21 protein-coding genes are annotated in these 20,551 nt (G+C 53.2%); 9 read left to right on the top strand and 12 right to left on the bottom strand.

The genetic code is table 11. The annotated features are described in order from the left end of the window. Nucleotides 1-113: 113 nt before the first annotated feature. Nucleotides 114-692 (bottom strand): flagellar transcriptional regulator FlhC, encoded by a 579-nt coding sequence (flhC, locus tag BH712_RS18705; RefSeq protein ID WP_003859695.1) that lies wholly within the window; start codon nt 690-692, stop codon nt 114-116. Between the two features lie 2 nt (nt 693-694). Then, complete coding sequence (flhD, locus tag BH712_RS18700) at nt 695-1,045, bottom strand: flagellar transcriptional regulator FlhD (protein WP_003859693.1); 351 nt, start codon at nt 1,043-1,045, stop codon at nt 695-697. A 796-nt stretch (nt 1,046-1,841) separates the two neighbouring features. Between flhD and uspC the strand changes: the two genes are divergently transcribed. Next, nucleotides 1,842-2,270, top strand: coding sequence for a universal stress protein UspC (uspC, locus tag BH712_RS18695; RefSeq protein WP_032673920.1), 429 nt, complete (start codon nt 1,842-1,844; stop codon nt 2,268-2,270). 15 nt (nt 2,271-2,285) lie between these two features. On the opposite strand, the gene otsA is transcribed toward uspC, so the two are convergent. The 6 genes from otsA to BH712_RS18660 form a co-directional block, all read right to left on the bottom strand. Beyond that, entirely contained in the window at nt 2,286-3,710 is a 1,425-nt protein-coding gene (gene otsA / locus BH712_RS18690) for an alpha,alpha-trehalose-phosphate synthase (protein WP_006811113.1), read from the bottom strand. Beyond that, nucleotides 3,685-4,488 (bottom strand): trehalose-phosphatase, encoded by an 804-nt coding sequence (otsB, locus tag BH712_RS18685; protein WP_032673921.1) that lies wholly within the window; start codon nt 4,486-4,488, stop codon nt 3,685-3,687. The genes otsA and otsB overlap by 26 nt, the downstream gene beginning before the upstream one ends. 153 nt (nt 4,489-4,641) lie before the next feature. Next, nucleotides 4,642-5,622 carry an arabinose ABC transporter permease AraH gene (araH, locus tag BH712_RS18680; protein WP_022648516.1) on the bottom strand — a complete coding sequence of 327 codons (981 nt, stop codon included), beginning with the start codon at nt 5,620-5,622 and terminating at the stop codon, nt 4,642-4,644. A 14-nt stretch (nt 5,623-5,636) separates the two neighbouring features. Beyond that, nucleotides 5,637-7,151 carry an L-arabinose ABC transporter ATP-binding protein AraG gene (gene araG / locus BH712_RS18675; protein WP_003859688.1) on the bottom strand — a complete coding sequence of 505 codons (1,515 nt, stop codon included), beginning with the start codon at nt 7,149-7,151 and terminating at the stop codon, nt 5,637-5,639. A gap of 71 nt (nt 7,152-7,222) precedes the next feature. Next, nucleotides 7,223-8,212, bottom strand: coding sequence for an arabinose ABC transporter substrate-binding protein AraF (araF, locus tag BH712_RS18670; protein WP_017384422.1), 990 nt, complete (start codon nt 8,210-8,212; stop codon nt 7,223-7,225). A gap of 316 nt (nt 8,213-8,528) precedes the next feature. Further along, the gene (locus BH712_RS18660; RefSeq protein ID WP_032673922.1) at nt 8,529-9,086 is read right to left on the bottom strand and encodes a DJ-1 family glyoxalase III; all 558 of its coding nucleotides are present in this window, start codon (nt 9,084-9,086) and stop codon (nt 8,529-8,531) included. A 503-nt stretch (nt 9,087-9,589) separates the two neighbouring features. Between BH712_RS18660 and BH712_RS18655 the strand changes: the two genes are divergently transcribed. Beyond that, nucleotides 9,590-10,093, top strand: coding sequence for a non-heme ferritin-like protein (locus tag BH712_RS18655; protein ID WP_032673923.1), 504 nt, complete (start codon nt 9,590-9,592; stop codon nt 10,091-10,093). Between the two features lie 141 nt (nt 10,094-10,234). Then, nucleotides 10,235-11,578: an anaerobic C4-dicarboxylate transporter gene (locus BH712_RS18650; protein ID WP_006811119.1), complete on the top strand. Its 1,344-nt coding sequence runs from the start codon at nt 10,235-10,237 to the stop codon at nt 11,576-11,578. An 80-nt stretch (nt 11,579-11,658) separates the two neighbouring features. Here the strand turns inward: BH712_RS18650 and BH712_RS18645 are convergent, their stop codons facing one another. Both BH712_RS18645 and azuC read right to left on the bottom strand, forming a co-directional pair. After that, nucleotides 11,659-11,910, bottom strand: coding sequence for a DUF2766 family protein (locus tag BH712_RS18645; protein WP_003859683.1), 252 nt, complete (start codon nt 11,908-11,910; stop codon nt 11,659-11,661). A 106-nt stretch (nt 11,911-12,016) separates the two neighbouring features. Continuing rightward, entirely contained in the window at nt 12,017-12,100 is an 84-nt protein-coding gene (gene azuC, locus BH712_RS24725; RefSeq protein WP_003859682.1) for a stress response protein AzuC, read from the bottom strand. A 214-nt stretch (nt 12,101-12,314) separates the two neighbouring features. On the opposite strand from azuC, the gene BH712_RS18640 reads away from it, so the two are divergent. Continuing rightward, nucleotides 12,315-13,733 (top strand): MFS transporter, encoded by a 1,419-nt coding sequence (locus BH712_RS18640; protein ID WP_006811121.1) that lies wholly within the window; start codon nt 12,315-12,317, stop codon nt 13,731-13,733. A gap of 42 nt (nt 13,734-13,775) precedes the next feature. On the opposite strand, the gene BH712_RS18635 is transcribed toward BH712_RS18640, so the two are convergent. Next, entirely contained in the window at nt 13,776-14,414 is a 639-nt protein-coding gene (locus BH712_RS18635; protein ID WP_006811122.1) for an RpiB/LacA/LacB family sugar-phosphate isomerase, read from the bottom strand. A gap of 246 nt (nt 14,415-14,660) precedes the next feature. On the opposite strand from BH712_RS18635, the gene yecR reads away from it, so the two are divergent. The 3 genes from yecR to tyrP all read left to right on the top strand — a co-directional run bounded on the left by yecR (nt 14,661) and on the right by tyrP (nt 17,203). Beyond that, nucleotides 14,661-14,999 carry a YecR family lipoprotein gene (yecR, locus tag BH712_RS18630; protein WP_006811123.1) on the top strand — a complete coding sequence of 113 codons (339 nt, stop codon included), beginning with the start codon at nt 14,661-14,663 and terminating at the stop codon, nt 14,997-14,999. Nucleotides 15,000-15,199: 200 nt separating this feature from the next. After that, nucleotides 15,200-15,697 carry a non-heme ferritin gene (gene ftnA, locus BH712_RS18625; protein ID WP_003859676.1) on the top strand — a complete coding sequence of 166 codons (498 nt, stop codon included), beginning with the start codon at nt 15,200-15,202 and terminating at the stop codon, nt 15,695-15,697. Between the two features lie 294 nt (nt 15,698-15,991). Continuing rightward, on the top strand, nt 15,992-17,203 hold the full coding sequence (tyrP, locus tag BH712_RS18620; RefSeq protein WP_032673925.1) for a tyrosine transporter TyrP: 1,212 nt from the start codon (nt 15,992-15,994) through the stop codon (nt 17,201-17,203). Nucleotides 17,204-17,360: 157 nt separating this feature from the next. On the opposite strand, the gene BH712_RS18615 is transcribed toward tyrP, so the two are convergent. After that, nucleotides 17,361-18,029 (bottom strand): YecA/YgfB family protein, encoded by a 669-nt coding sequence (locus tag BH712_RS18615; RefSeq protein WP_006811126.1) that lies wholly within the window; start codon nt 18,027-18,029, stop codon nt 17,361-17,363. 411 nt (nt 18,030-18,440) lie between these two features. On the opposite strand from BH712_RS18615, the gene BH712_RS18610 reads away from it, so the two are divergent. Together BH712_RS18610 and BH712_RS18605 are read left to right on the top strand one after the other, a co-directional pair. Continuing rightward, on the top strand, nt 18,441-19,562 hold the full coding sequence (locus BH712_RS18610; protein ID WP_006811127.1) for a branched-chain amino acid ABC transporter substrate-binding protein: 1,122 nt from the start codon (nt 18,441-18,443) through the stop codon (nt 19,560-19,562). A 68-nt stretch (nt 19,563-19,630) separates the two neighbouring features. After that, a complete protein-coding gene (locus tag BH712_RS18605; RefSeq protein ID WP_006811128.1) occupies nt 19,631-20,545 on the top strand; it encodes an ABC transporter permease subunit in 915 nt (304 codons plus the stop codon). Nucleotides 20,546-20,551: the final 6 nt, after the last annotated feature.

The raw sequence follows: 20,551 nt of genomic DNA, 5'->3' as shown, positions 1-20,551 counted from the left end.
TTCCGCTAGTGACTATGGCAGGACGTTCATTTCGAGCGCGTGACCGGAACGCAGGGTAAAAAAAAGCAGCGGTAATCGCTTACCGCTGCTGGAATCTTGCCCACAGGTTCGGGTTAAACAGCGTGTTCGATCTGTTCATCCAGCAGTTGTGGAATAATATCGGCAGCATCCCGGGAAAGTTTACGTCTTTTTACGGCTCGGGATGGAGGCTGGCACAAACTACAGGCGAAGCTGCCCGCAGGCTGGTGCGCGTGGGTTATAAAATTACCGTCACAGCAGTTGCAGCGCGACAATTCGAGCATTCCGCTTTCAACAAAACGCACCAGCGTCCAGGCGCGGGTCAGCGCCAGCAGGGGTCCCTCTTCCTGTTGCGGGCATTGCTCAAGGTAAAGTTTGTAGGCTTTGATCACAGCATCAACGCCGCTGCATAAGCCCGTTTTAAGCAGGTACTGCCAGGCGTTACAGAACATGGAAGCATGGATGTTCTGCTCCCAGGTCATGAACCAGTCAGTCGAAAACGGCAGCATGCCTTTTGGCGGCGGGCTACCACGCAATTCTTTGTACAGCTTGATCAGACGACCACGGCTCAGCTGCGTCTCGCTTTCCAGCATTTGTAAACGCGCGCCCAGCGTGATGAGTTCCATTGCCAGCTGGATATCACGGGCTTCCTGAACAATGCTTTTTTCGCTCATTGTTAAGCCCTTTTCTTCCGGGCTACGTCATCAGGCTGGCTGATTTCGTTGAGCAGGCGGGTGGAGAGAAGAATACCGGTGTGGATCTGTTGCAGATCGTCCACGCGGGATTCCTGAGTCAGACGCGTAATGGTCTGCGGGTTATCAAAACGGAACTGGCAGACAAGTTGGTTGGTTTCAGCCAGCTTGACCATTTGCGGAAGTGTTAATCCACCCAGCATGGTTGCCATCTCTTCGTTAACACCCAGACGAAACATCGCTGACGGTTTGTCCTGACTAATCAAACGCTGCGCGAGCAATAAATACGACAAATTGATGTCATAAATATGTTTTAGCAACTCGGATGTATGCATTTTTCCCATCCAGAATAACCAACTATTATTTTTATGCGGAAAGACCGCACCCCGTGATGTCGCCGGGAAATCACCCGGTATAAAAAGAAAAGGCCAAATGCATAGTTGAATTTAGGTTTGTACGTCGTAAAGCGCGTGACCGGTTAACATGGCCAAAATGTCGGTTACACATTTTATCTTTTCTTACAAATAACTAAGATTTTTCCTAATTCGACGCAAACTCTACTCGTCAGTTTTGACACATACAATGCAGCCCCCCCTGAAATTTAAAATAAATGTGATCTTCGTCACATAATTTACGCGAATGTAACCCATAAATCCATCAGCGTGACTTGTAATTTGGCTATTTATTGACCAAGCAAAGCTGGTTTATATTCTTATGGGACGAATACTCATGCAGAAGGATGAGGGGATCGGGTATGCAAATTGCTAACTCGAAAAAGCACTGTCCTTGCGTGTGACAAAGCACACTTACGTCAGGATAGAGCCGGAGTTAATTAAGTAAAAACAGCAGGTTATCTTTTCCTTTCGTAAAAGAAGTTTCGCTGCGTAACCGTCACGCTTGCGTTGACGATCGGTTAACACGATTTAACAGCACGGAAGGCTAAATGTGTGATTTACGTTAAGTTGTTAATTATTTTCATTTGCCGCCCGCTTTTCGTTATTCTTCTTATAAGAATAATTAATGAATAATTATGATAAGGTTCACACTATTGTCGCATGCACCTCTTGCAGAAGCGGCAGATTCGCGGTAAAGCTTGAGAAACGAGTCATTCTGACATCAAAGGAGTGTGTGATGAGTTACTCCCATCTTCTTGTTTCTGTTGCTGTTTCCCCAGAAAGCCATCAACTCGTCGCCCGTGCCGTGTCAATTGCCCGCCCGAACAACGCCCGCATTAGTCTGATCACCCTGGCCGCTGAACCCGAGATGTATAATCAACTGGCAGCGCCGATGCTGGAAGATATTCGTGAGGTTCTTCAGGAGGAAACGCAGCAATTTCTGCGCGAACTGGTTGAGCGGGCAAACTATCCTGTCCATCAGACGGTGATTGCCACGGGGGAATTAAGTGGACATATTCTCGACATGTGCCAGAAACAGAATATTGACCTGGTGATTTGCGGCAATCATAACCAGAGCTTTTTTTCTCGTGCGGCGTGCTCGGCAAAAACTATCGTTTCGTCAAGCCAGGTTGATGTCCTGCTGGTGCCTCTCGGGGGCAAATAATGCCCCCGGAGAAAATCAGGCGAGTTTAGGGAATGTCGCGATCTTTTTTTGCAGGTTACCTTCCTGACTTTGCGGCTGGATCGCGCGTAAATCGTCAATAAAACGTGCCTGCCAGTGGTTGATATCATTCTTAACGATGGTCTCCATCATTTCCGAATGACGTGAAATACGTTCCGCAAGCGGCATGGTTAACGCGCGGTTCAGGGCATTGGCCACGTCATCGCGATCGTAAGGGTTAACAATCAGCGCTGAGGTTAGCTCGTTTGCCGCACCGGCAAATTGCGACAGCACCAGCACGCCCGGGTCAGCAGGATCTTGTGCTGCAACATACTCTTTTGCCACCAGGTTCATCCCGTCGCGCAGCGGCGTGACCAGCCCGACGTCCGCATAGCGGAACACCTTCATCAGAATTTTGCGCTCAAAGTGCTGATTCAGATAGAAAAGCGGGGTCCAGCCGAGCTGCCCGTAGCGCCCGTTGATGCGCCCTGCTTCGGTCTCCAGCTGGTGACGAATATCCTGATAGGCCTGAACCTCGCCGCGTGAGGTCGGCGCAATCTGGGTATAGCGGATCTTGCCGTGATGCTGCGGGAATTTATCCAGCAGGGTTTCGTAAGCGAGGAACCGCTCCGGCAGACCTTTGGAATAATCCAGCCGTTCAACCGAAAAGATATTTTTAACGTGCTTGAGTTCATCCTTGAGCTGGGCAAGCTTCGGTGGCAGCGGACCGGAGGCCTGCTCGGCAATTTCGTCTGGCTCAATACCAATCGGGTAGACTTCGGTATGGAAGTTTCGTCCCCACGCGGTGTGCGATTTCCCGCCGTGCGTGACCAGCCGGGTTTTACCCGACACGCTGTCGAGGAAGGCCAGCCTGTCATTTTCCGTCTGGAACCCGAGCAGGTCATAATCGGACAACGCTTCAAGAATTTCATCATGCTGCGGCAGCGCGGTGAAAATCTCCGGCGTCGGGAACGGAATGTGCAGGAAGAAGCCGATCCGGTTATTCACACCTCGTTTTCGCAGCTCCCTGGCGAAGGGCAGCAGATGGTAATCGTGGATCCATAAAATATCGTCCTCTTCGATCAGCGGCAGCAGTTTATCTGCCAACAGCGCGTTGACGCGCATATAGCCTTCATACGATTCACGCTGGAACTTCACCAGATCCAGACGATAGTGAAACGCTGGCCACAGCACGGCGTTAGAGAACTCGGAATAATATTCATCGTAGTCCTTCTCACTGAGTGCGAAGGAGGCCCACGTGATATTGCCCCGTGACACCTTTTTTAGCGGTTTCTCATCATTACTGATTTCCCCGCTCCAGCCAAACCAGAGACCACCCGCGGCTTTAAGGGCACCTAATACCCCGACCGCCAGGCCACCGGCACTGGCTTTTTTATCATCCGGCGGTGCGATGCGATTAGAGACGACGACTAAGCGACCCATAATGATTTCTCCCGTTGTTTTGCGCTATTTGTTGTTGTTGCTGGTTAGCGACGTCAGATATCCACTGCCATACGCTGGCGACATTTTCCAGCCGCCATCCGGCAATGGTTTCACCAGGACCAACCTTGACAGACATGCCTCCGGCCTGGTTTACCACCCTGAACCCGGCCTCGTCGGTCAGGTCATCCCCAAAAAAGACGGGTGTACGCCCTTTGAACGGCGCTTCCGCCATAAACGCTGCAACGGCAGCGCCTTTATTAATTCCTGCCGGTTTGATCTCAACCACACATTTACCCGGCTGTAAGGCCAGCTCCGGATGGGCGTCCGCCACGCTTCTTGCTACCGCAAAGATCGCCGCTTCATGATGGGGCGCCTGACGGTAGTGCAGCGCAAAGGCCATGCCTTTGGCTTCCAGTTCCGTACCGGGAAGCGTTTCCAGAGCCGAAGAGAGTTGCGCATGCAGCGCCTGAATCAGCGTATCGGGGAGTGAAACTATATGCAGTTGATCATGGATATCGCGGCGCTCCGCTCCGTGCACACCGGCCAGCGGAAAGTGATAAGGACTGGCGAGCACATCCAGCTCGGCCATTGAGCGCCCTGAAATCAATGCCAGTGCCCCCTCGTTCTGTCGGGAGAGCTGCTGCAAATTCTCTAACACCGTATCCGGTACAACAACGTCATCCGGGTGCGGTTCAATCCCGGCGAGCGTCCCGTCGAGGTCAAAAAAGAAAGCAAATTTTCCGGGCAGTACAGGCGGTGCGGTTAACAAGTCAGCCACCCTAATCCTCCTTACAGTGAATAAAACAGCCATGTAAGTATAGACAGTGTGACGGTGCTCGCCATTTAGCAACCGGCCCGTCAGCAAAACTGGCGGGCCGGTCAGAGGCTCAACTATGGTTAATAGTTGAGCATATTAGTGGTTGAAAATGAATCAGACGGTTCGCTTCGCTTTTTGCTTGTAACGGTCGAAGATCACCGCTGCCAGCAGGATCAGGCCTCGTACGACGTACTGAGAGAACGGAGAAATATTAAGCAGGTTCATGGCGTTCTCCACGGTCCCCAGAATCAGGATCCCCGCCACCACATATGAGATTTTTCCGATGCCGCCCTTGAGGGATACGCCCCCCAAAACGCAGGCTGAAATGACAATCAGCTCATAACCGATAGAGGTCATTGGCTGACCGCTGGTCATACGCGACGCCAGAATAATCCCCGCCGCCGCCGATACCAGCCCGGAAAGTACGAAGATAATGATCTTGGTTCGCACGACCGGGACACCCGCCAGGCGTGCCGCTTCCTCGTTCCCGCCAATCGCCAGGGTATTGCGGCCAAAGGTGGTGCGGTTAAGCAGGAATCCGAACAGGATCAAACAGGCTACCGTCAGCCAGATTGGTGCAGGCAGGCCCAGCCAGTTGGCATAGCCCAGCGTAAAGAAACGCTCATCTTCAATCCCCACCGCTTTACCGTCGGAGATGATATAGGCCAGACCGCGCACGATTTGCATGGTTGCCAGCGTTGTGATCAGGGCGTTGATCTTCAGGCGCGCAATGACAAACCCGTTCACCAGGCCACTCAACACGCCGAGCATCAGCCCGGCCAGAACGCCGATCCACAGGCTTTCGGTCATGTTGATCACCACGGCGGTGGTGACGCCAGCGCAGGCAATCACCGAGGCGACCGACAGGTCAAAATCGCCGGAGGCCAGGCAGAAAAGCATGCCACAGGCCACCATGCCGGACATGGAGATGGCCAGCCCCAACCCCTTCATATTGATGAAGGTGGCGAAGTTCGGCACAAAAATCGCGCAGGCGACGAACAGGGCAGCAAAGACCACCAGCATGCCGTACTGGTCCCAGATGCGGCCAAAACTGAAAGCCGACTTCGGCGCTCCGGATGTAGTAACAGAGGACATCATTGACTCCTTACTCAGGCGACAGCCTGGCTAACTTTAGGCATGGCGAGACTCAACGCCTGTTGTTCATTCGCCTGTTCATGCAGCAATTCACCGGCAATTTCACCTTCACGCATCACAACAATGCGGTCGGCAACGCCCAGCACCTCGGGCAGATCGCTGGAGGCGAACAGAACCGCCACGCCGCGTTTTGCCAGCTCATAGATAACGTTATAGATTTCGTGTTTCGCCCCCACGTCGATACCGCGCGTTGGCTCATCCAGCAAAATGACCTTCATATCTTCCGACAGCCAGCGGCCCAGAATCGCCTTCTGCTGGTTGCCGCCGGACAGATTCATGATCAGCTGTTCCGCACCGGGGGTTTTGATGTTCAGCGAACGGATATGGTGATCCGCGTTGCTCGCCTCCCAGCCGTCGTTAATCAGGCATCCCGCGCGGATGAACTTGCGCCGGGCAGAGATGTTGATGTTGTCGCGCACCGAGTGCACCGGAATGATGCCTTCGGCCTTGCGATCTTCCGGGCAGAGCATGATACCGGCGTTAATCGCCTGGGCAGGCTTCTGAATATCAACCTTTTTCCCGTCGACGAAGACCTGGCCCTGGGTAATGCGCGTCCCGCCAAACAGCCCTTTCATCAGCTCGCTGCGCCCTGCCCCTACAAGACCAAACAGCCCGACGATTTCGCCGCTGCGCACCGAGAGTGAAATGGGCGTGCGGACGCCTGGGGCTTTAACGTTATCCAGACGCAAACGCTCCGGGCCATACTCGCGCGGTTTCCAGTGGTAAATATCCCCCAGATCGCGTCCAACCATCGCCTGTACCAGCTGATCGTGGTTGACCTGCTGCATATCGGTGAAGGTGCGCACGTAGCGGCCATCTTTAAACACGGTGATGGCATCGCTTAGGGCAAAAATCTCTTCCATACGGTGAGAGACGTACAGAATGATGCGGCCCTCTTTGCGCAGTTCGCGGATGACACGAAAGAGATTTTCTATTTCACGCGCCGAGAGCGAGCTGGTTGGCTCGTCAAAAGCGATAATTTTGGCGTTGCGCGCCAGTGCTTTAGCAATTTCCACCATCTGCCACTGGCCGATGGAGAGATACTTAAGGGGCGTTTGCGGATCGACATCCAGCCCAAGATGCTTAAGCTGCAAGCCCGCTTCATAGTTGAGCAGCGAGCGGTTGACCACCCCGCTTTTATGCGGAAGCTGGCCCAGATAGATGTTCTCCGCCACGGTCATCTCGGGAATAAGGTGCAGTTCCTGATAGATGATGGCGACGCCCGCGTTTAGCGCGGCCGTGGTATCGGCAAAGGCCACCTCTTCGCCGCGAATGGCCAGCGTGCCGGTAGTGGGCGTGTAGTTGCCGCTGAGAATTTTAAGCAGCGTGGATTTTCCCGCGCCGTTCTCCCCCATCAGGGCGTGAACCTGGCCGGCATAGCAGTCAAAGCTGATATCGGTCAGCGCGTTTACACCGGGGAACGTTTTACCGATGCCGCGGAAAGAGAGATACGGATCAGACTGTTGCATAACGACTCCGTGATTCCTGTAGTGTGTACATCTGGCCCCTCACGGTCAGTGAGGGGCGCAATCACCGCGTATTACTTACCGCCCAGTCCTTTTTTCGCCAGCTCCTCTTTGAAGTTATCGCGGGTGATCAGCACCACATCGGTCACTTCGGTGAATTTCGGCGGCTCAACCCCTTTGGTCACCCAGTTGTAGAGCATTTCGCTGGATTTATAGCCGTGGACATCCGGGCTTGGCAGCAGAGAGCCGTAGAAGCCGGTCGCCTGCGCTTTAGACAGTTCGCTCACGGCGTCGACCCCGTTGATGCCGATGCCGATCACGTCCGGTGCTTTAAAGCCCTGACCTTCCGTTGCACGCACGCCGCCCAGCACGGTGTTATCGTTCATCCCCACCACCAGCCAGTGCTTCACTTCCGGATGCTGGACGAGCATGGAGTTGGCCGCATCAAAGGCGCCCGGAATATCGTTGGATTTGGTCGGGACTTTGTAGATCTGTTTTTCCGGGAAGCCAGCCGCTTTCAGGGCGTCCATGGATCCGGTAGTACGACGACGGGCGGTATCCAGCTCGTCTGCGGTTATAGCCATCACGGCAGTCTCTTTGACATCCCAGCCGCGTTTTTGCATCTCTTTATAAAGCTCCTGGCCCTGACGCTCACCGATTTTGGTAGCCGCCATCATCACCAGCGGAACGGTATCCATCGGTTTACCTTTGGCATTGACGAACTGATCGTCCACCGCGATGACTTTCATGTCGTAACCGCGCGCTTTTGCAGCAATAGCTGAACCCAGTTTTGGATCCGGGGTACAGATAACGAAACCTTTCGCGCCGCTGGCCGCCAGGCTATCAATGGCGTTCAGCGTTTTCTCGCCGTCAGGTACGGCGATTTTAATTACCTCAAATCCCAAATCTTTTCCGGCTTTATCAGCAAATTTCCACTCGGTCTGGAACCACGGCTCTTCAGGCTGTTTAACCAGAAAACCGAGCTTTAAATTTTCAGCGATAGCGGATTGTGACATAACGGCAGCCAGGCCGATGGCCGCCAGCGCTTTAGTAAATTTGTGCATGGTAAACTCCAGCTTTAGCATTCTTATCTGTAGGGAATAATGGCGAACAACGTATTTAATCGGACTTAAAACAAGGCATTAGCGCTTACCTCGTTATAAGCGTTATTGCTGGAGATAGTTTTAGCGGGAAATTAATCATCCATAAGAGAGCGACATCACACCGCAGAATTACAGTAATTGCGTACATAAATTCAGCGAAAAATGACATAAAAAAAGGCGTAATTGTCCTACAAATGGGAAGGGATTAAGCAGAATTATCCATAAGGTCAGCCAAGAAGTCCCTGTAACCCGGACGCCTTAGCGCCCGGCAGAAAAATTACCAGGGATAATAGATGTGTTCAGCATGATCGCGCACGGGGGCATCGTCACCCAACAGACGCGCAGAGATCGTCAGCGCAAAATCAAAAGCGTGCCCCAGACCCTTGCCGCTGATGAGGTTTTTATCCTCCACGACGGGCGCATCCACATAAACCCCGTCATTAACGGTCTCCCACAGATCGCCGGAACAGACGTAGCGACGCCCCTTCAGTAATCCATTCCCGCCCAGCACCCGCGCGGCCGCAGAGCAGATCGGGCAGATGAGTTTGCCGTGTTCGTCATGCGTGGAAACAAAGCGGATCACCTCACGGTTAGCCGCGAGATTCATGCTCCCCTGCGGCCCACCGGGCAACACGACTGCGTCATACAGCGTGTCACTGCGCTCCGTTAACGTACTGTCAGCCACCATGGGAATAGTGTGGTAACTCACTACCGCACGGGATCCCGCACAGGCCAGCGTCTCCACCTCAATCTGCAAACGACGCAGAATATCAATTGTGATAATTGCTTCTGCTTCTTCAAAACCGGGTGCCAGCAGCACCGCCACTTTAGCCATCATAAACCTCAACGAATAAAACGATGTAAAACAGTGTTTCATTTTCTCGTTTTGTCAGATAACAATCTTGCGACGGGATCACAGAACCGTATATTGGGTAAAAATTGATTTAGCTCAAATTTCCACCCGCAGGATATATTTACAGATATTATTTCTGATTTCACACTTTTACAGAATTTCCCGCCAAAGAACGTTTCACGAAACGTTAAAAATGAGCATGCTTGATTTTATATGCAATAGAATCATGGCGTTACAAAACATCTTGTGCCATCACCTCTTTTTAATTCTGCGCTATATTTAAATTTGTAATCTAGAGTAAACACAGCCCAATTAAGAGTTTTCTTAAGTCAAAGAGAAGCGTATGCTTATTTAAATCGAACACAGGAAGTGAATATTCGAGTTTTTTACCTTGCAGAAATCTATTTCTGCCATTCAATCGTCAATACCTGCCGGGTCAGGTTACGTAGCGGACATCAAGTCCCGCAGTCAATAAGGATATGAAAATGACTACCCAAACGATGATGCAAAAACTGAATGCCCAGATGAACCTGGAGTTTTATGCTTCAAATCTGCATCTGCACTTGAGCGCGTGGTGTTCCAGAAAAAGCCTTAACGGCACTGCCACCTTCTTCCGTACGCAGGCACAAAGTAACGTCACGCACATGATGCGAGTCTTTAACTTTTTGAAAGCCATCGGGGCTAACCCCACCGTCAAAGAGCTTGAAACGATTGAAGATAATTATTCTTCTCTTGAGGAGCTGTTCCAGAAAACCCTCGAAGAGTATGAGCAACGCTGTGCGAAGCTGAGCATACTGGCTGATGAAGCGAAAGCGCAACAGGACATCATTACCCTCAAGTTTTTACGCGATATGGACAGAGAGCAGCAGCAGGATGGCATGCTGTTGAAGACGCTTGCAGATGAAATCCGCAACGCGAAACGCGCGGGGATTTGTCTGGAGCAGACGGACCGCCATCTTCTCGACATTGCTACCGTGCAGCACCACTAACTCCCTTCACCCGCTCCCGTCAGGGAGTGGGTACCAACTCCCTGCTTTTGCTGACATTTAACAAATCAGATCTCGCTCCCAATGAATAACCACACATCGTGTAATGATTTGTTTAATTACATTCATTGACGAGGGAGCATCATGATCACCATTGAGTTTATTGTCATTATCCTCTGCCTGCTGATAGGCACCCGCTTCGGCGGTATGGGACTGGGGCTGATAAGCGGCATCGGCCTGTTTGTTTTGAGTTTTGTCTTTGGTCTGCAACCCGGTAAACCCCCGGTTGACGTAATGCTCACAATCCTCGCCGTCATTGGCTGCGCGGCCACGCTACAGACCGCCGGTGGCCTGAATGTCATGATGCAATTCGCGGAGCGCCTGCTGCGTCAACATCCCCAGCACATCACCCTTCTCGCGCCGTTTACCACCTGGATGTTGACCTTTCTCTGCGGGACCGGGCACGTCGTTTACACCATGTTTCCGATTATCGCGGATATCGCCCTGAAAAAAGGCATTCGTCCGGAAAGGCCGATGGCGGTGGCCTCGGTGGCATCTCAGATGGCCATCACTGCATCCCCCGTTTCCGTGGCCGTCGTTTCGCTGGTCTCGATTCTGGGTGCGCAGCACGGCATCGGCCACGCGTGGGGGATCCTCGAAATTCTTGCGGTCTCCGTACCGGCCTCACTGTCTGGCGTCGCCATCGCGGCACTGTGGAGCTTGCGCCGCGGGAAAAATCTGGCAGACGATCCGGAGTTTCAGGAAAAGCTGAAAGATCCGAAACAGCGGGAGTTTATCTATGGAGGAACTGAAACGTTGATGAATCAGCGTTTCCCGAAACAGGCCTACTGGTCTACATGGATTTTTTTCGCCGGGATTGCCGTTGTGGTCCTTCTGGGTGCGCTGCCCGAGCTGCGTCCGGCGTTTGAGATCAAAGGCAAAATGACGGCCCTGTCGATGAACCTTGTCATTCAAATGATGATGCTGATCGCGGGCGCGGTGATGCTGTTGACCTGCAAGGTGAATGCGTCGGCCATCTCAAACGGAGCGGTATTTAAAGCGGGAATGGTCGCGATTTTCTCGGTGTTTGGCGTGGCGTGGATGAGCGATACCTTTTTTCAGGCGCATCTTGATGAGCTGAAAATGGCGCTGGAGGGGGTGGTGAAGAGTCATCCGTGGACGTATGCCATCGTACTGTTCCTGGTCTCAAAACTGGTCAACAGCCAGGCCGCCGCGTTAACCGCCGTCGCTCCGATGGGGTTGATGCTGGGCATCGATCCGAAAATGCTGGTGGCCTTCTTCCCGGCGTCGTACGGCTACTTTGTGCTGCCGACCTATCCCAGCGATCTGGCCTGTATCGGATTCGATCGCTCCGGCACTACCCGCATCGGTAAATTCATCATCAACCACAGCTTTATTCTGCCGGGGCTGATTGGCGTCAGCTGTGCCTGCGTGGTGAGCTATCTGCTGGTACAGACGTTCTTCTGACCCTTCTGCGGGCGACAGGCCCTGTCGCCCTTCGACGTAAAATCAGAAAAGAGTTTCTAATTTTAAAACATCGGTTTATTTTAGTGTGACTCACCCTGCGGTGTGAAGCGGAGTTCAATCAGCGCGATCGCTTTCTGGATCGCACGGAGCGTAACCGGGTCCGCCGCAGCAGGATGGTTGGTGAAATCGATGTTTTTCAGTTGGGTCGACATCTTTTCGCGTACCTCAACCGGCGCGATAACGTCAATCACATCAAGGATTTGTTTGATTACCAGCTGGCAGGCGACGACGTCAGATACCAGTTCCTGATCGGCGCTCAGGTTTTGTGACATGGGTTTCTCCTTATTCAAAGGCCGCCATAGTAGCAAAACAGACGCCCTTCCATCTCCCTCTCGTCGTCCGCAGACATAAAAAAACCTGCCGAAGCAGGTTTTTTTATCAGAACATCGCACCCGGTGGGACGTCTTTAAACGTTGTGCAGTAGTTAGCCCACATGCTTTTCAGGATTTTGCGCAGTTTCATTATGTTGCTCCAGTAACGTGTTATGCAGGTGTTATTGTCAATACGCTTATAATATGACCACCATCACAAAAATCAACCGTTTTGTGACCTGCGTCACGGTTATAAAACCCCCAATGCTGCTGGTTTGTTAAAAAAAGCCATGAAAAATCCGCACGTTACAGGCTTATAAATTCCAGTAAATGTTTATAAAATTTTTTGAGCGGGCAGGAAGAGAATGAGTGAAAACCTATCCGGCAAAGAGAGCCGTGGATTATCGCCTGCGGGGCTGCTGGTTGCCGGTGCTTTCTTTATGGAGTTTCTGGACGGGACGGTGATTGCCACCGCGCTGCCGGATATGGCAAAAAGCTTCGGCGTACAGGCTGTGGATCTGAATATCGGGATCAGCGCCTATCTGATCACCCTGGCCGTGCTGATCCCCGCCAGCGGCTGGATCGCCGACCGCTTCGGCGCGCGAAAAGTCTTTGCCCTCGCGCTGGCGATTTTCACGCTGGCCTCGGTATTTTGCGGCCTGTCCACCACGCTCGATCAGTTCGTTGCGATGCGCGTGCTCCAGGGCATGGGGGGCGCGCTGATGGTGCCCGTGGGTCGCCTGGCCGTGTTACGCACAACGCCAAAACACCAGCTCATCACGGCTATCGCTACCCTGACGTGGCCTGCGCTTGTCGCGCCGATCATCGGCCCGCCACTCGGCGGGTTCATCACAAGCTATGCCGACTGGCGCTGGATCTTCTTTATTAACGTGCCGCTGGGGATAATCGCCATTTTACTGGCACTGCGCCTCATTCCAGACCTGCATGAAGATACGCGCCGACCGTTTGATTTGCCGGGTTTTGTTGTCACCACCCTTGCCATGGTGAGCCTGGTTTATGCGATGGAGTTGATGAGCGGAGAGCCTCTGCGAACAGGATTAACCGCCACGCTGTTCATCGTCGGTGTCGTCGCGTTAAGTCTGGCGCTGCGTCACTTTAAGCGGGCAACCTGGCCGATGATCAGGCTCGATGCGATGCAGGTGCCAACGTTTCGCGTCACCCTTTACGGCGGCTCGCTGTTTCGCGCCTCCATCAGCGCGGTTCCGTTCCTGCTGCCGCTGATGTTCCAGGTCGGCTTTGGCATGGACGCGTTCCATTCGGGCCTGCTGGTGCTGGCGGTTTTCGTAGGCAATCTCACCATTAAACCGGCGACAACGCCCCTGATCCGCAGCCTGGGGTTTAAGCGGCTGTTGCTGATTAACGGTGCGCTGAATGTGCTGGCGTTGCTGGCCTGCGCGTTTCTCACGCCGCAGACGCCCGTGTGGCTCATCATGCTGATCCTCTTTCTGGGCGGCGTTTTCCGTTCGATTCAGTTTACGGCCATCAGTACGCTGGCCTTTGCGGATGTGCCCTCGGCGCAGATGAGCTATGCCAATACCCTGTTTTCAACCGCAACGCAGCTTGCCGTGGGGCTTGGGATCACGCTCGGGGCGATTGGTATTCGTATCGGAGAAAAAGTCGGTGATGCGATGGGGCTTGCGGATATGCCGGGGATGAGCTTCCGGCTGGCATTTGTGGCGATCGCGCTGATCTGCCTGGTGGGGATGTTTGACACGCTGCGTCTGACCAACGATGCAGGCAGCGCGGTCTCATCGAAAAAGTAACGCTCTGTGCCGGGCAGGCAACGCACCGCCCGGCAAAGGGAATCAGCCAACAATACCGCGGACAAAAGCTTCGATCTCTTTGTCCTGACAGTTCTCGAAGAAGCACTGCTGGAAGCGCTGACCTGAGACGGCGGTTTTCACCAGCTCAGGATCGATTGCGCGCAGGGTATCCAGATAGTTTTCTTTCACTACCGCCGCTTTCACCTGGTTCAGAATACCGGCGTTACGTACCTGCGGCTCTTTACGCTCTGGTGGGTAGCCTTCGCCATTGCGTCCGGTAAACGCTTTCTCAAAGATAAGGCGTACGTTCAGTTCGGCACCCCAGCCAAAGCCCTTCGCAAATGGCAGAGAGAGTGCGTTACCGTTGTTGATTTGCGCGAACAGGAAAGCGTCCGCTGGATCGATGCAGTAGCCGCAAATCACGCCCGGATGAATGTTGAGGGACATCAACGCGCCCTGCCCGGTACCGCAGCCGGTAACAACAAAATCGACGGCTTTAGCGTTCAGCAGGATGCTCGCCATGATGCCCAGGTGAATATAGGTGAGATGATAATCGTTCTCATCACTCATACCGACGTTATAGACCGGAAAACCTTTTTCATCAGCAACGGCTTTCAGCTCATTAAGGATGATGGGATTTTTAGCGGCCTGGCTGTTTTCCATCATCAGTGCAATTTTCATCTTGTCTCTCCTGAATGCATGGCGGGCGATCCCGCTGTGGATACCTTTTCAACTTAACCTTACTATCAAACAAACACACTTTCAAATTAAGTGAAAACTTGTTTTAAAAAAACAAAGATGCGCTCACAATTTCGCACCCAGGCCATGCTCGTTGCACAGTGAAAGGGCAGATCTTCCGGCTATTCCGGCCATTGCTCGCCATCAGGCTGGTTACAATGGCCTATTTCCCGTCACGCAGAGTGAACCATGAAACGTGTAATCATAGCCGGAACGATCCTGTTGCTCGCCGGGTGCAGCATCAACCGTCAGGCAGAAGTCAGCAGTACGGACGCCCCAAACGGAATTGTGCGCCTCGACTATGGCCAGGCCATGCTGCAAAACGCCTGGTCTGATGACTATCTCAATAACGGTACGGCAACCAAAGCCTGTCAAAACATGGGCTATGCCACCGCATCAGCCTACGGGCAGCCCATTAAAACCTGCACCCTGATCAGCGGCTCGCTGTGTCTGAACGAAAGTGTGACCATTCAGTATAAATGTCAGGGATATGCTGTTACCTCTTCCAGCCAGAATCCGTGGTATTAACCGCGACTGCCAGTCACGCTGGCAGTTTATTTAATAAGAACATAAACAATTCTCATTAATAAATATAAATGGCGGCAATGCGTTTTATTCCCATTCGTATTTTTAATAAAGAAATATTTATTTTACTTTTTGCAAATAATTAAATAACAAATTATAGTGTCGCTCATCGTGAACCAGAATAAATAAACCGGAGCTGCACCATGTTAAAAACTGAAATGATCGACAAGCTCAATGCACAAATGAACCTTGAGCTGTTTTCTTCCCTGCTTTATCAGCAGATGAGCGCCTGGTGCAGCTATCACAGCTTTGAAGGGGCAGCCGCCTTCCTGCGTCGTCATGCCCAGGAAGAGATGACGCACATGCAGCGTCTGTTTGACTACCTGACGGACACCGGCAGCCTGCCGCGCATCGATAACGTGGCGTCGCCTTTCGCCGAGTACGGCTCTCTTGATGAACTGTTCCGCGCCACGTATGAGCACGAACAGCTGATCACCCAGAAAATTAATGAACTGGCTCATGCCGCCATGACCAGCCAGGATTATCCAACCTTTAATTTCCTTCAGTGGTATGTGGCTGAACAGCACGAGGAAGAGAAGCTGTTTAAATCCGTGCTGGATAAATTATCTCTGGCGGGTAAATCCGGGGAAGGGTTGTACTTTATTGATAAAGAGCTATCCACTCTTGATACGCAGAATTAATCCTGACGCGGTGCTGAATATTCAGCACCGCGTTATTTCATGACAACAGATTTTACTTTTATGCGTGGACGCCATTGAGCACGTCGTCTCCATGCAGTGACATATTTACCTCTCAACTAAAAAACGCAGCCTCTCCACTTCTCTCTCCACGCGCTTTTCGCTGGCGCCGCATCCCGCCCTCATTTTGTAAAGCATTCATTACAGACACTGTAACGGTGATTTGACGAGATACGCCTTTTCCCTTACTCTGCGCCGCAGAATGAGTCGCGATATGGAAGCGTTGTAGAGGAAAGCGTGAAGAACAGAACTCTGGGAAGTATTTTTATCGTCGCCGGAACGACAATTGGCGCAGGAATGCTGGCCATGCCGTTGGCTGCCGCAGGCGTCGGATTTAGCGTTACCGTACTGCTGCTGGGCAGCCTGTGGGCCCTGATGTGTTACACCGCGCTATTATTGCTGGAGGTTTATCAGCATGTCCCTGCCGATACCGGCTTAGGCTCTCTGGCGGCACGCTACCTTGGACGCTACGGGCAGTGGATCACCGGTTTCAGCATGATGTTCCTGATGTACGCCCTGACTGCCGCTTACATCAGCGGCGCCGGGGAGCTGATTGCGTCAAGCATCAATGACGGCTTCGGTGCCTCGCTTTCACCGGAAACGGGCGCCATCGTCTTTACGCTGATCGGTGGCGGCGTGGTTTGCGCGGGCACGTCGCTGGTGGATCTGTTTAACCGCTTTTTATTCAGCGCCAAAATCCTCTTTCTTGTTGTGATGCTGGTGCTGCTGGCACCGCATGTTCACAAGGTTAACCTGCTCTCCCTGCCGCTGGAGAAGGGTCTGGCGCTTTCGGCCATCCCGGTGATTTTTACCTCCTTCGGTTTTCACGGCAGCGTGCCGAGCATCGTGAGCTATATGAACGGTGATATCCGCAAGCTGCGCCGCGTCTTTGTTATCGGCAGCGCCATTCCGCTGATTGCCTACCTGTTCTGGCAGCTGGTGACGCTGGGCAGTATTGATTCCACCACCTTTATTGGCCTGATGGCACAACATTCTGGGCTGAATGGTTTCCTGGTTGCCCTGCGTAACGTAGTGGCCTCTTCACACGTGGAGCTGGCGGTACATCTGTTTGCCGACCTGGCGCTGGCAACCTCCTTCCTCGGCGTGGCGCTTGGCCTGTTTGACTATATGGCGGACCTGTTCCAGCGTCGCAACACCGTTGCCGGACGCTTACAGACGGGGGCAATGACCTTCCTGCCGCCGCTGGCCTTCGCGCTCTTTTACCCTCGCGGGTTTGTGATGGCGCTGGGGTATGCTGGCGTAGCGTTATCGGTACTGGCCCTGCTGTTACCTTCCCTGCTGGCGTGGAAGAGCCGCCAGCAACATCCGCAGCAAGGATACCGCGTGGCGGGTGGTAAGCCGCTGCTGTGCGTGGTGTTTGGGTGTGGGGTGGCGATTATTCTGGTGCAGGTGCTGATTGCAGCGGGGATGCTGCCGGAAGTGGGGTAACTTATTTAGCCTCAATCATCTTAGTGGTCTCAAGGGGCCGCGGGGATTGATAAGGGGGCCGCGGCGGCCCCCTTATCTCGTTCACAGGTAAAGAACGTATTATTTTCTGTTGGATTCGAGGTGAACGAAACAATTCCACCTGTGCAACAAATTCTGATTAATGCAGGCAGCAACTCTTAAACTTCTTCCCACTCCCGCACGGGCACGGATCGTTCCGCCCCACCTTCGACCCGTTCACGACAGGCTTTTTCGCTTCCGGCTGCTGCGGGTTCGCCACCCAGTAGTTATACAAACGCAGCGCCGCAGGCTGAATGCTCGCAATGCTGTCCATGTACTCTTCTTCGGTCAGCGCATCCAGCTTCTCGCTGTTTTCTTCCGTGCCGTGCAGGGCAATCACGGCCAGGTCCGCTTCCAGCGATTCCGGCAGGGATGACCAGTCCGTCAGCGCCACGCCGCGCATGTAGCCATAACACCACTCTTCCACCACGGTGTAACTCTGACCGTCAACGTCGTTATAACCAAACAGCGGTTCAAACTGATCCGGGTATTCGCTCAGACGCTCGGCAATATCGTTCATGTGCTTAAAGCAGAGATCGATAAAACGGTTCATCTCACGATCGTTTTTCCAGCGCGGAATATACTTCTCACCACCCCAGACCGCCACCAGCCAGGTGTCGGGCTCCACCACAACGGGACCGGAAAGTACTGCGGTAAGCATGCCGTCCAGTTCGGACACGTCAATCACGGATGCATCGTCGTGACCGTAAGAGATTAATGTCTCTTCCAGCCACGCCATCTCGCTTTCATTTAATGGGCCTTCAGCCATTGCTGATACTCCTGATAAAAAAAACGATCCTGACATATATCGCCGCGCGTGCCTATCTGAAGTTTAGGTCTTTATTGCTGCAAAAACGTGCAAATCGTGACCGTTGCACAACTTATGGGCTTTGTTGTTAAGGAGATGTGATCTCCGCTGTAAATTCATCTCATCCCGCAAAGGCGCGTAAAACGGCACTCTATACTCAACATGTTGTGACCCGGTCAAGGGATTAACCATTCTGGCAACCTTTTTGCTTAATGTTCTGCGCGCTTCGCGGTGCGTAGGATCCTCGCCGTATTAAGCAGGAGATTGCTTCTAAAGTGCATTTTGTTCTCGCTCTTGTTTTTGGATTAACGATGCCATCAGGCGTTCGGGTTTATACCTGGTGCAAAAACCTCTTTGCTAAGGAACATAATAATGTCGCTGAAATTTACCAAAACTCCCCTCTCCCTTGTGCTGGCTGGTTGTCTGGTGACGGCCTTTTCCGCGCAGGCCGATATTGTGATCGGCGTGGCCGGGCCGTTCACAGGCCCGAATGCGACCTATGGCGATCAATACTGGCATGGCGCTACGCAGGCGGCGGAAGACATTAACGCCGCAGGCGGGATCAACGGTGAGAAAATCAAACTGGTACAGGGCGATGATGCCTGCGAACCCAAACAGGCCGTCGCCGTTGCCAACCGCTTAGTCGATCAGGATAAAGTGAAAGCGGTCGTCGGCCACTTCTGCTCCTCGTCGACCATGCCCGCCTCCGAGGTCTATAGCGATGCCGGGATCCTCTCCATTACCCCCGGCTCTACGAACCCGCTGATTACCGAGCGTGGCATGAGCGATATGTTCCGCATGTGCGGTCGTGACGACCAGCAGGGCCAGGTCGCCAGCGATTTTATTATCGATAAGCTGAATGCCAAACGGGTGGTCATCATCCACGATAAAGACACTTACGGTCAGGGGCTCGCGGACGCCACCAAAGCGGCGCTGGCGAAACGCGGCGTTAAGGATGTGATGTACGAAGGGCTATCGCGCGGGGAAAAAGACTTTAACGCGCTGGTGACCAAAATTGGCGCACAAAAACCGGACGTGGTGTTCTTCGGGGGCTGTCATCCGGAAGCGGGCCCACTGGTTCGCCAGATGCGTGAACAGGGCGTGCAGGCGAAGTTCTTTTCGGGTGACTGTATCGTCAACGAAGAGATGGTCACCGCCGCCGGTGGGGCGCAGTACACCAACGGTATTTACATGACGTTCGGTAAAGATCCGCGCCTGATCCCGGACGGAAAAGCCGTCATCGAGAAATTCCGCGCCGGTAAATTTGAACCAGAGGGATACACCCTCTACGCCTACGCGTCTGTACAGGCTATCGCGGCGGCATTCAAGGCCACGAAAGGGACAGATTCCGCAAAAGCCAGCGAGTGGCTGAAGGCCAACCCTGTCGACACGGTGATGGGTAAAAAAGCCTGGGACAGCAAAGGTGACCTCAAGGTGTCGGACTACGTGGTCTACCAGTGGGACGACAAAGGCAAATATAAAGAAGTGCCATAACGGGACGGAATCTGCTCAGCGCCGGCAGGTCTGCCTGTCGGCGTAACCCTTTATTCAGGTGCGCAACCATGAGTACATTCTTCCTGCAACAATTAATTAATGGCTTAACGCTGGGTTCGGTCTACGGTCTTATCGCCATTGGCTACACCATGGTGTACGGCATCATCGGTATGATCAATTTCGCCCATGGCGAAGTGTATATGATCTCCGCCTATCTCTCGGCCATTGGCCTGGCGCTGCTGGCGTTTTTTGGACTCCACTCCTTTCCGCTGCTGATCCTGGGGACGCTGGTTTTCACCGTCGTGGTCACCGGTGTGTATGGCTGGACGATTGAGCGCATCGCCTATAAGCCGCTACGCAACTCGACGCGTCTGGCGCCGCTGATTTCGGCTATCGGGATGTCGCTGATACTGCAAAACTACGTCCAGCTCAGCCAGGGCCCTCGGCAGCAGGGCGTGCCCACCATGCTGGATGGCGTGCTACGTTTTCACCTCGGCGAAGGGTTTGTCCAGATAACCTATACCAAAGTCTTTATTCTCATCGCCTCGTTCGCGGGCATGCTGGTGCTGACCTGGATTATCAACCGTACCCGGCTGGGGCGCATGTGCCGTGCGGTGCAGCAGGATCGTAAGATGGCCTCCATCCTGGGCATCAACACCGACAGAATTATTTCGCTGGTGTTTGTTATCGGCGCGGCCATGGCCGGGCTGGCGGGTGTGCTGATCACCATGAATTACGGCACCTTTGATTTTTACGTCGGGTTCGTTATCGGCATTAAGGCTTTTACGGCGGCGGTGCTGGGGGGCATCGGCTCTCTGCCCGGCGCGATGCTTGGCGGGCTGATTCTGGGCGTCGCAGAAGCGCAATTCTCCGGGATGGTAAACTCGGATTATAAGGATGTCTTTTCGTTTGGATTGCTGGTCTTAATTCTGATCTTCCGTCCTCAGGGGCTGCTGGGCCGCCCTGTCGTGGCTAAAGTGTAAGGAACA

This window comes from Enterobacter hormaechei ATCC 49162 (assembly GCF_001875655.1).
In the GTDB taxonomy this organism is placed as follows: domain Bacteria; phylum Pseudomonadota; class Gammaproteobacteria; order Enterobacterales; family Enterobacteriaceae; genus Enterobacter; species Enterobacter hormaechei.
This window is presented reverse-complemented; position numbering and strand designations above follow the sequence as displayed.

Excerpts from the sequence above, each read along its gene's own strand:
- BH712_RS18655 (WP_032673923.1), top strand. The coding sequence starts at position 9,590 with ATGACTACCCAAACGATGATGCAAAAACTGAATGCCCAGATGAACCTG.
- araF (WP_017384422.1), bottom strand. The coding sequence starts at position 8,212 with ATGCACAAATTTACTAAAGCGCTGGCGGCCATCGGCCTGGCTGCCGTT.
- flhD (WP_003859693.1), bottom strand. The coding sequence starts at position 1,045 with ATGCATACATCCGAGTTGCTAAAACATATTTATGACATCAATTTGTCG.
- araG (WP_003859688.1), bottom strand. The coding sequence starts at position 7,151 with ATGCAACAGTCTGATCCGTATCTCTCTTTCCGCGGCATCGGTAAAACG.
- uspC (WP_032673920.1), top strand. The coding sequence starts at position 1,842 with ATGAGTTACTCCCATCTTCTTGTTTCTGTTGCTGTTTCCCCAGAAAGC.
- yecR (WP_006811123.1), top strand. The coding sequence starts at position 14,661 with ATGAAACGTGTAATCATAGCCGGAACGATCCTGTTGCTCGCCGGGTGC.
- BH712_RS18650 (WP_006811119.1), top strand. The coding sequence starts at position 10,235 with ATGATCACCATTGAGTTTATTGTCATTATCCTCTGCCTGCTGATAGGC.
- BH712_RS18615 (WP_006811126.1), bottom strand. The coding sequence starts at position 18,029 with ATGGCTGAAGGCCCATTAAATGAAAGCGAGATGGCGTGGCTGGAAGAG.
- BH712_RS18635 (WP_006811122.1), bottom strand. The coding sequence starts at position 14,414 with ATGAAAATTGCACTGATGATGGAAAACAGCCAGGCCGCTAAAAATCCC.
- BH712_RS18645 (WP_003859683.1), bottom strand. The coding sequence starts at position 11,910 with ATGTCACAAAACCTGAGCGCCGATCAGGAACTGGTATCTGACGTCGTC.
- BH712_RS18605 (WP_006811128.1), top strand. The coding sequence starts at position 19,631 with ATGAGTACATTCTTCCTGCAACAATTAATTAATGGCTTAACGCTGGGT.
- araH (WP_022648516.1), bottom strand. The coding sequence starts at position 5,622 with ATGTCCTCTGTTACTACATCCGGAGCGCCGAAGTCGGCTTTCAGTTTT.
- flhC (WP_003859695.1), bottom strand. The coding sequence starts at position 692 with ATGAGCGAAAAAAGCATTGTTCAGGAAGCCCGTGATATCCAGCTGGCA.
- BH712_RS18610 (WP_006811127.1), top strand. The coding sequence starts at position 18,441 with ATGTCGCTGAAATTTACCAAAACTCCCCTCTCCCTTGTGCTGGCTGGT.
- BH712_RS18640 (WP_006811121.1), top strand. The coding sequence starts at position 12,315 with ATGAGTGAAAACCTATCCGGCAAAGAGAGCCGTGGATTATCGCCTGCG.
- otsA (WP_006811113.1), bottom strand. The coding sequence starts at position 3,710 with ATGGGTCGCTTAGTCGTCGTCTCTAATCGCATCGCACCGCCGGATGAT.
- BH712_RS18660 (WP_032673922.1), bottom strand. The coding sequence starts at position 9,086 with ATGGCTAAAGTGGCGGTGCTGCTGGCACCCGGTTTTGAAGAAGCAGAA.
- ftnA (WP_003859676.1), top strand. The coding sequence starts at position 15,200 with ATGTTAAAAACTGAAATGATCGACAAGCTCAATGCACAAATGAACCTT.
- azuC (WP_003859682.1), bottom strand. The coding sequence starts at position 12,100 with ATGAAACTGCGCAAAATCCTGAAAAGCATGTGGGCTAACTACTGCACA.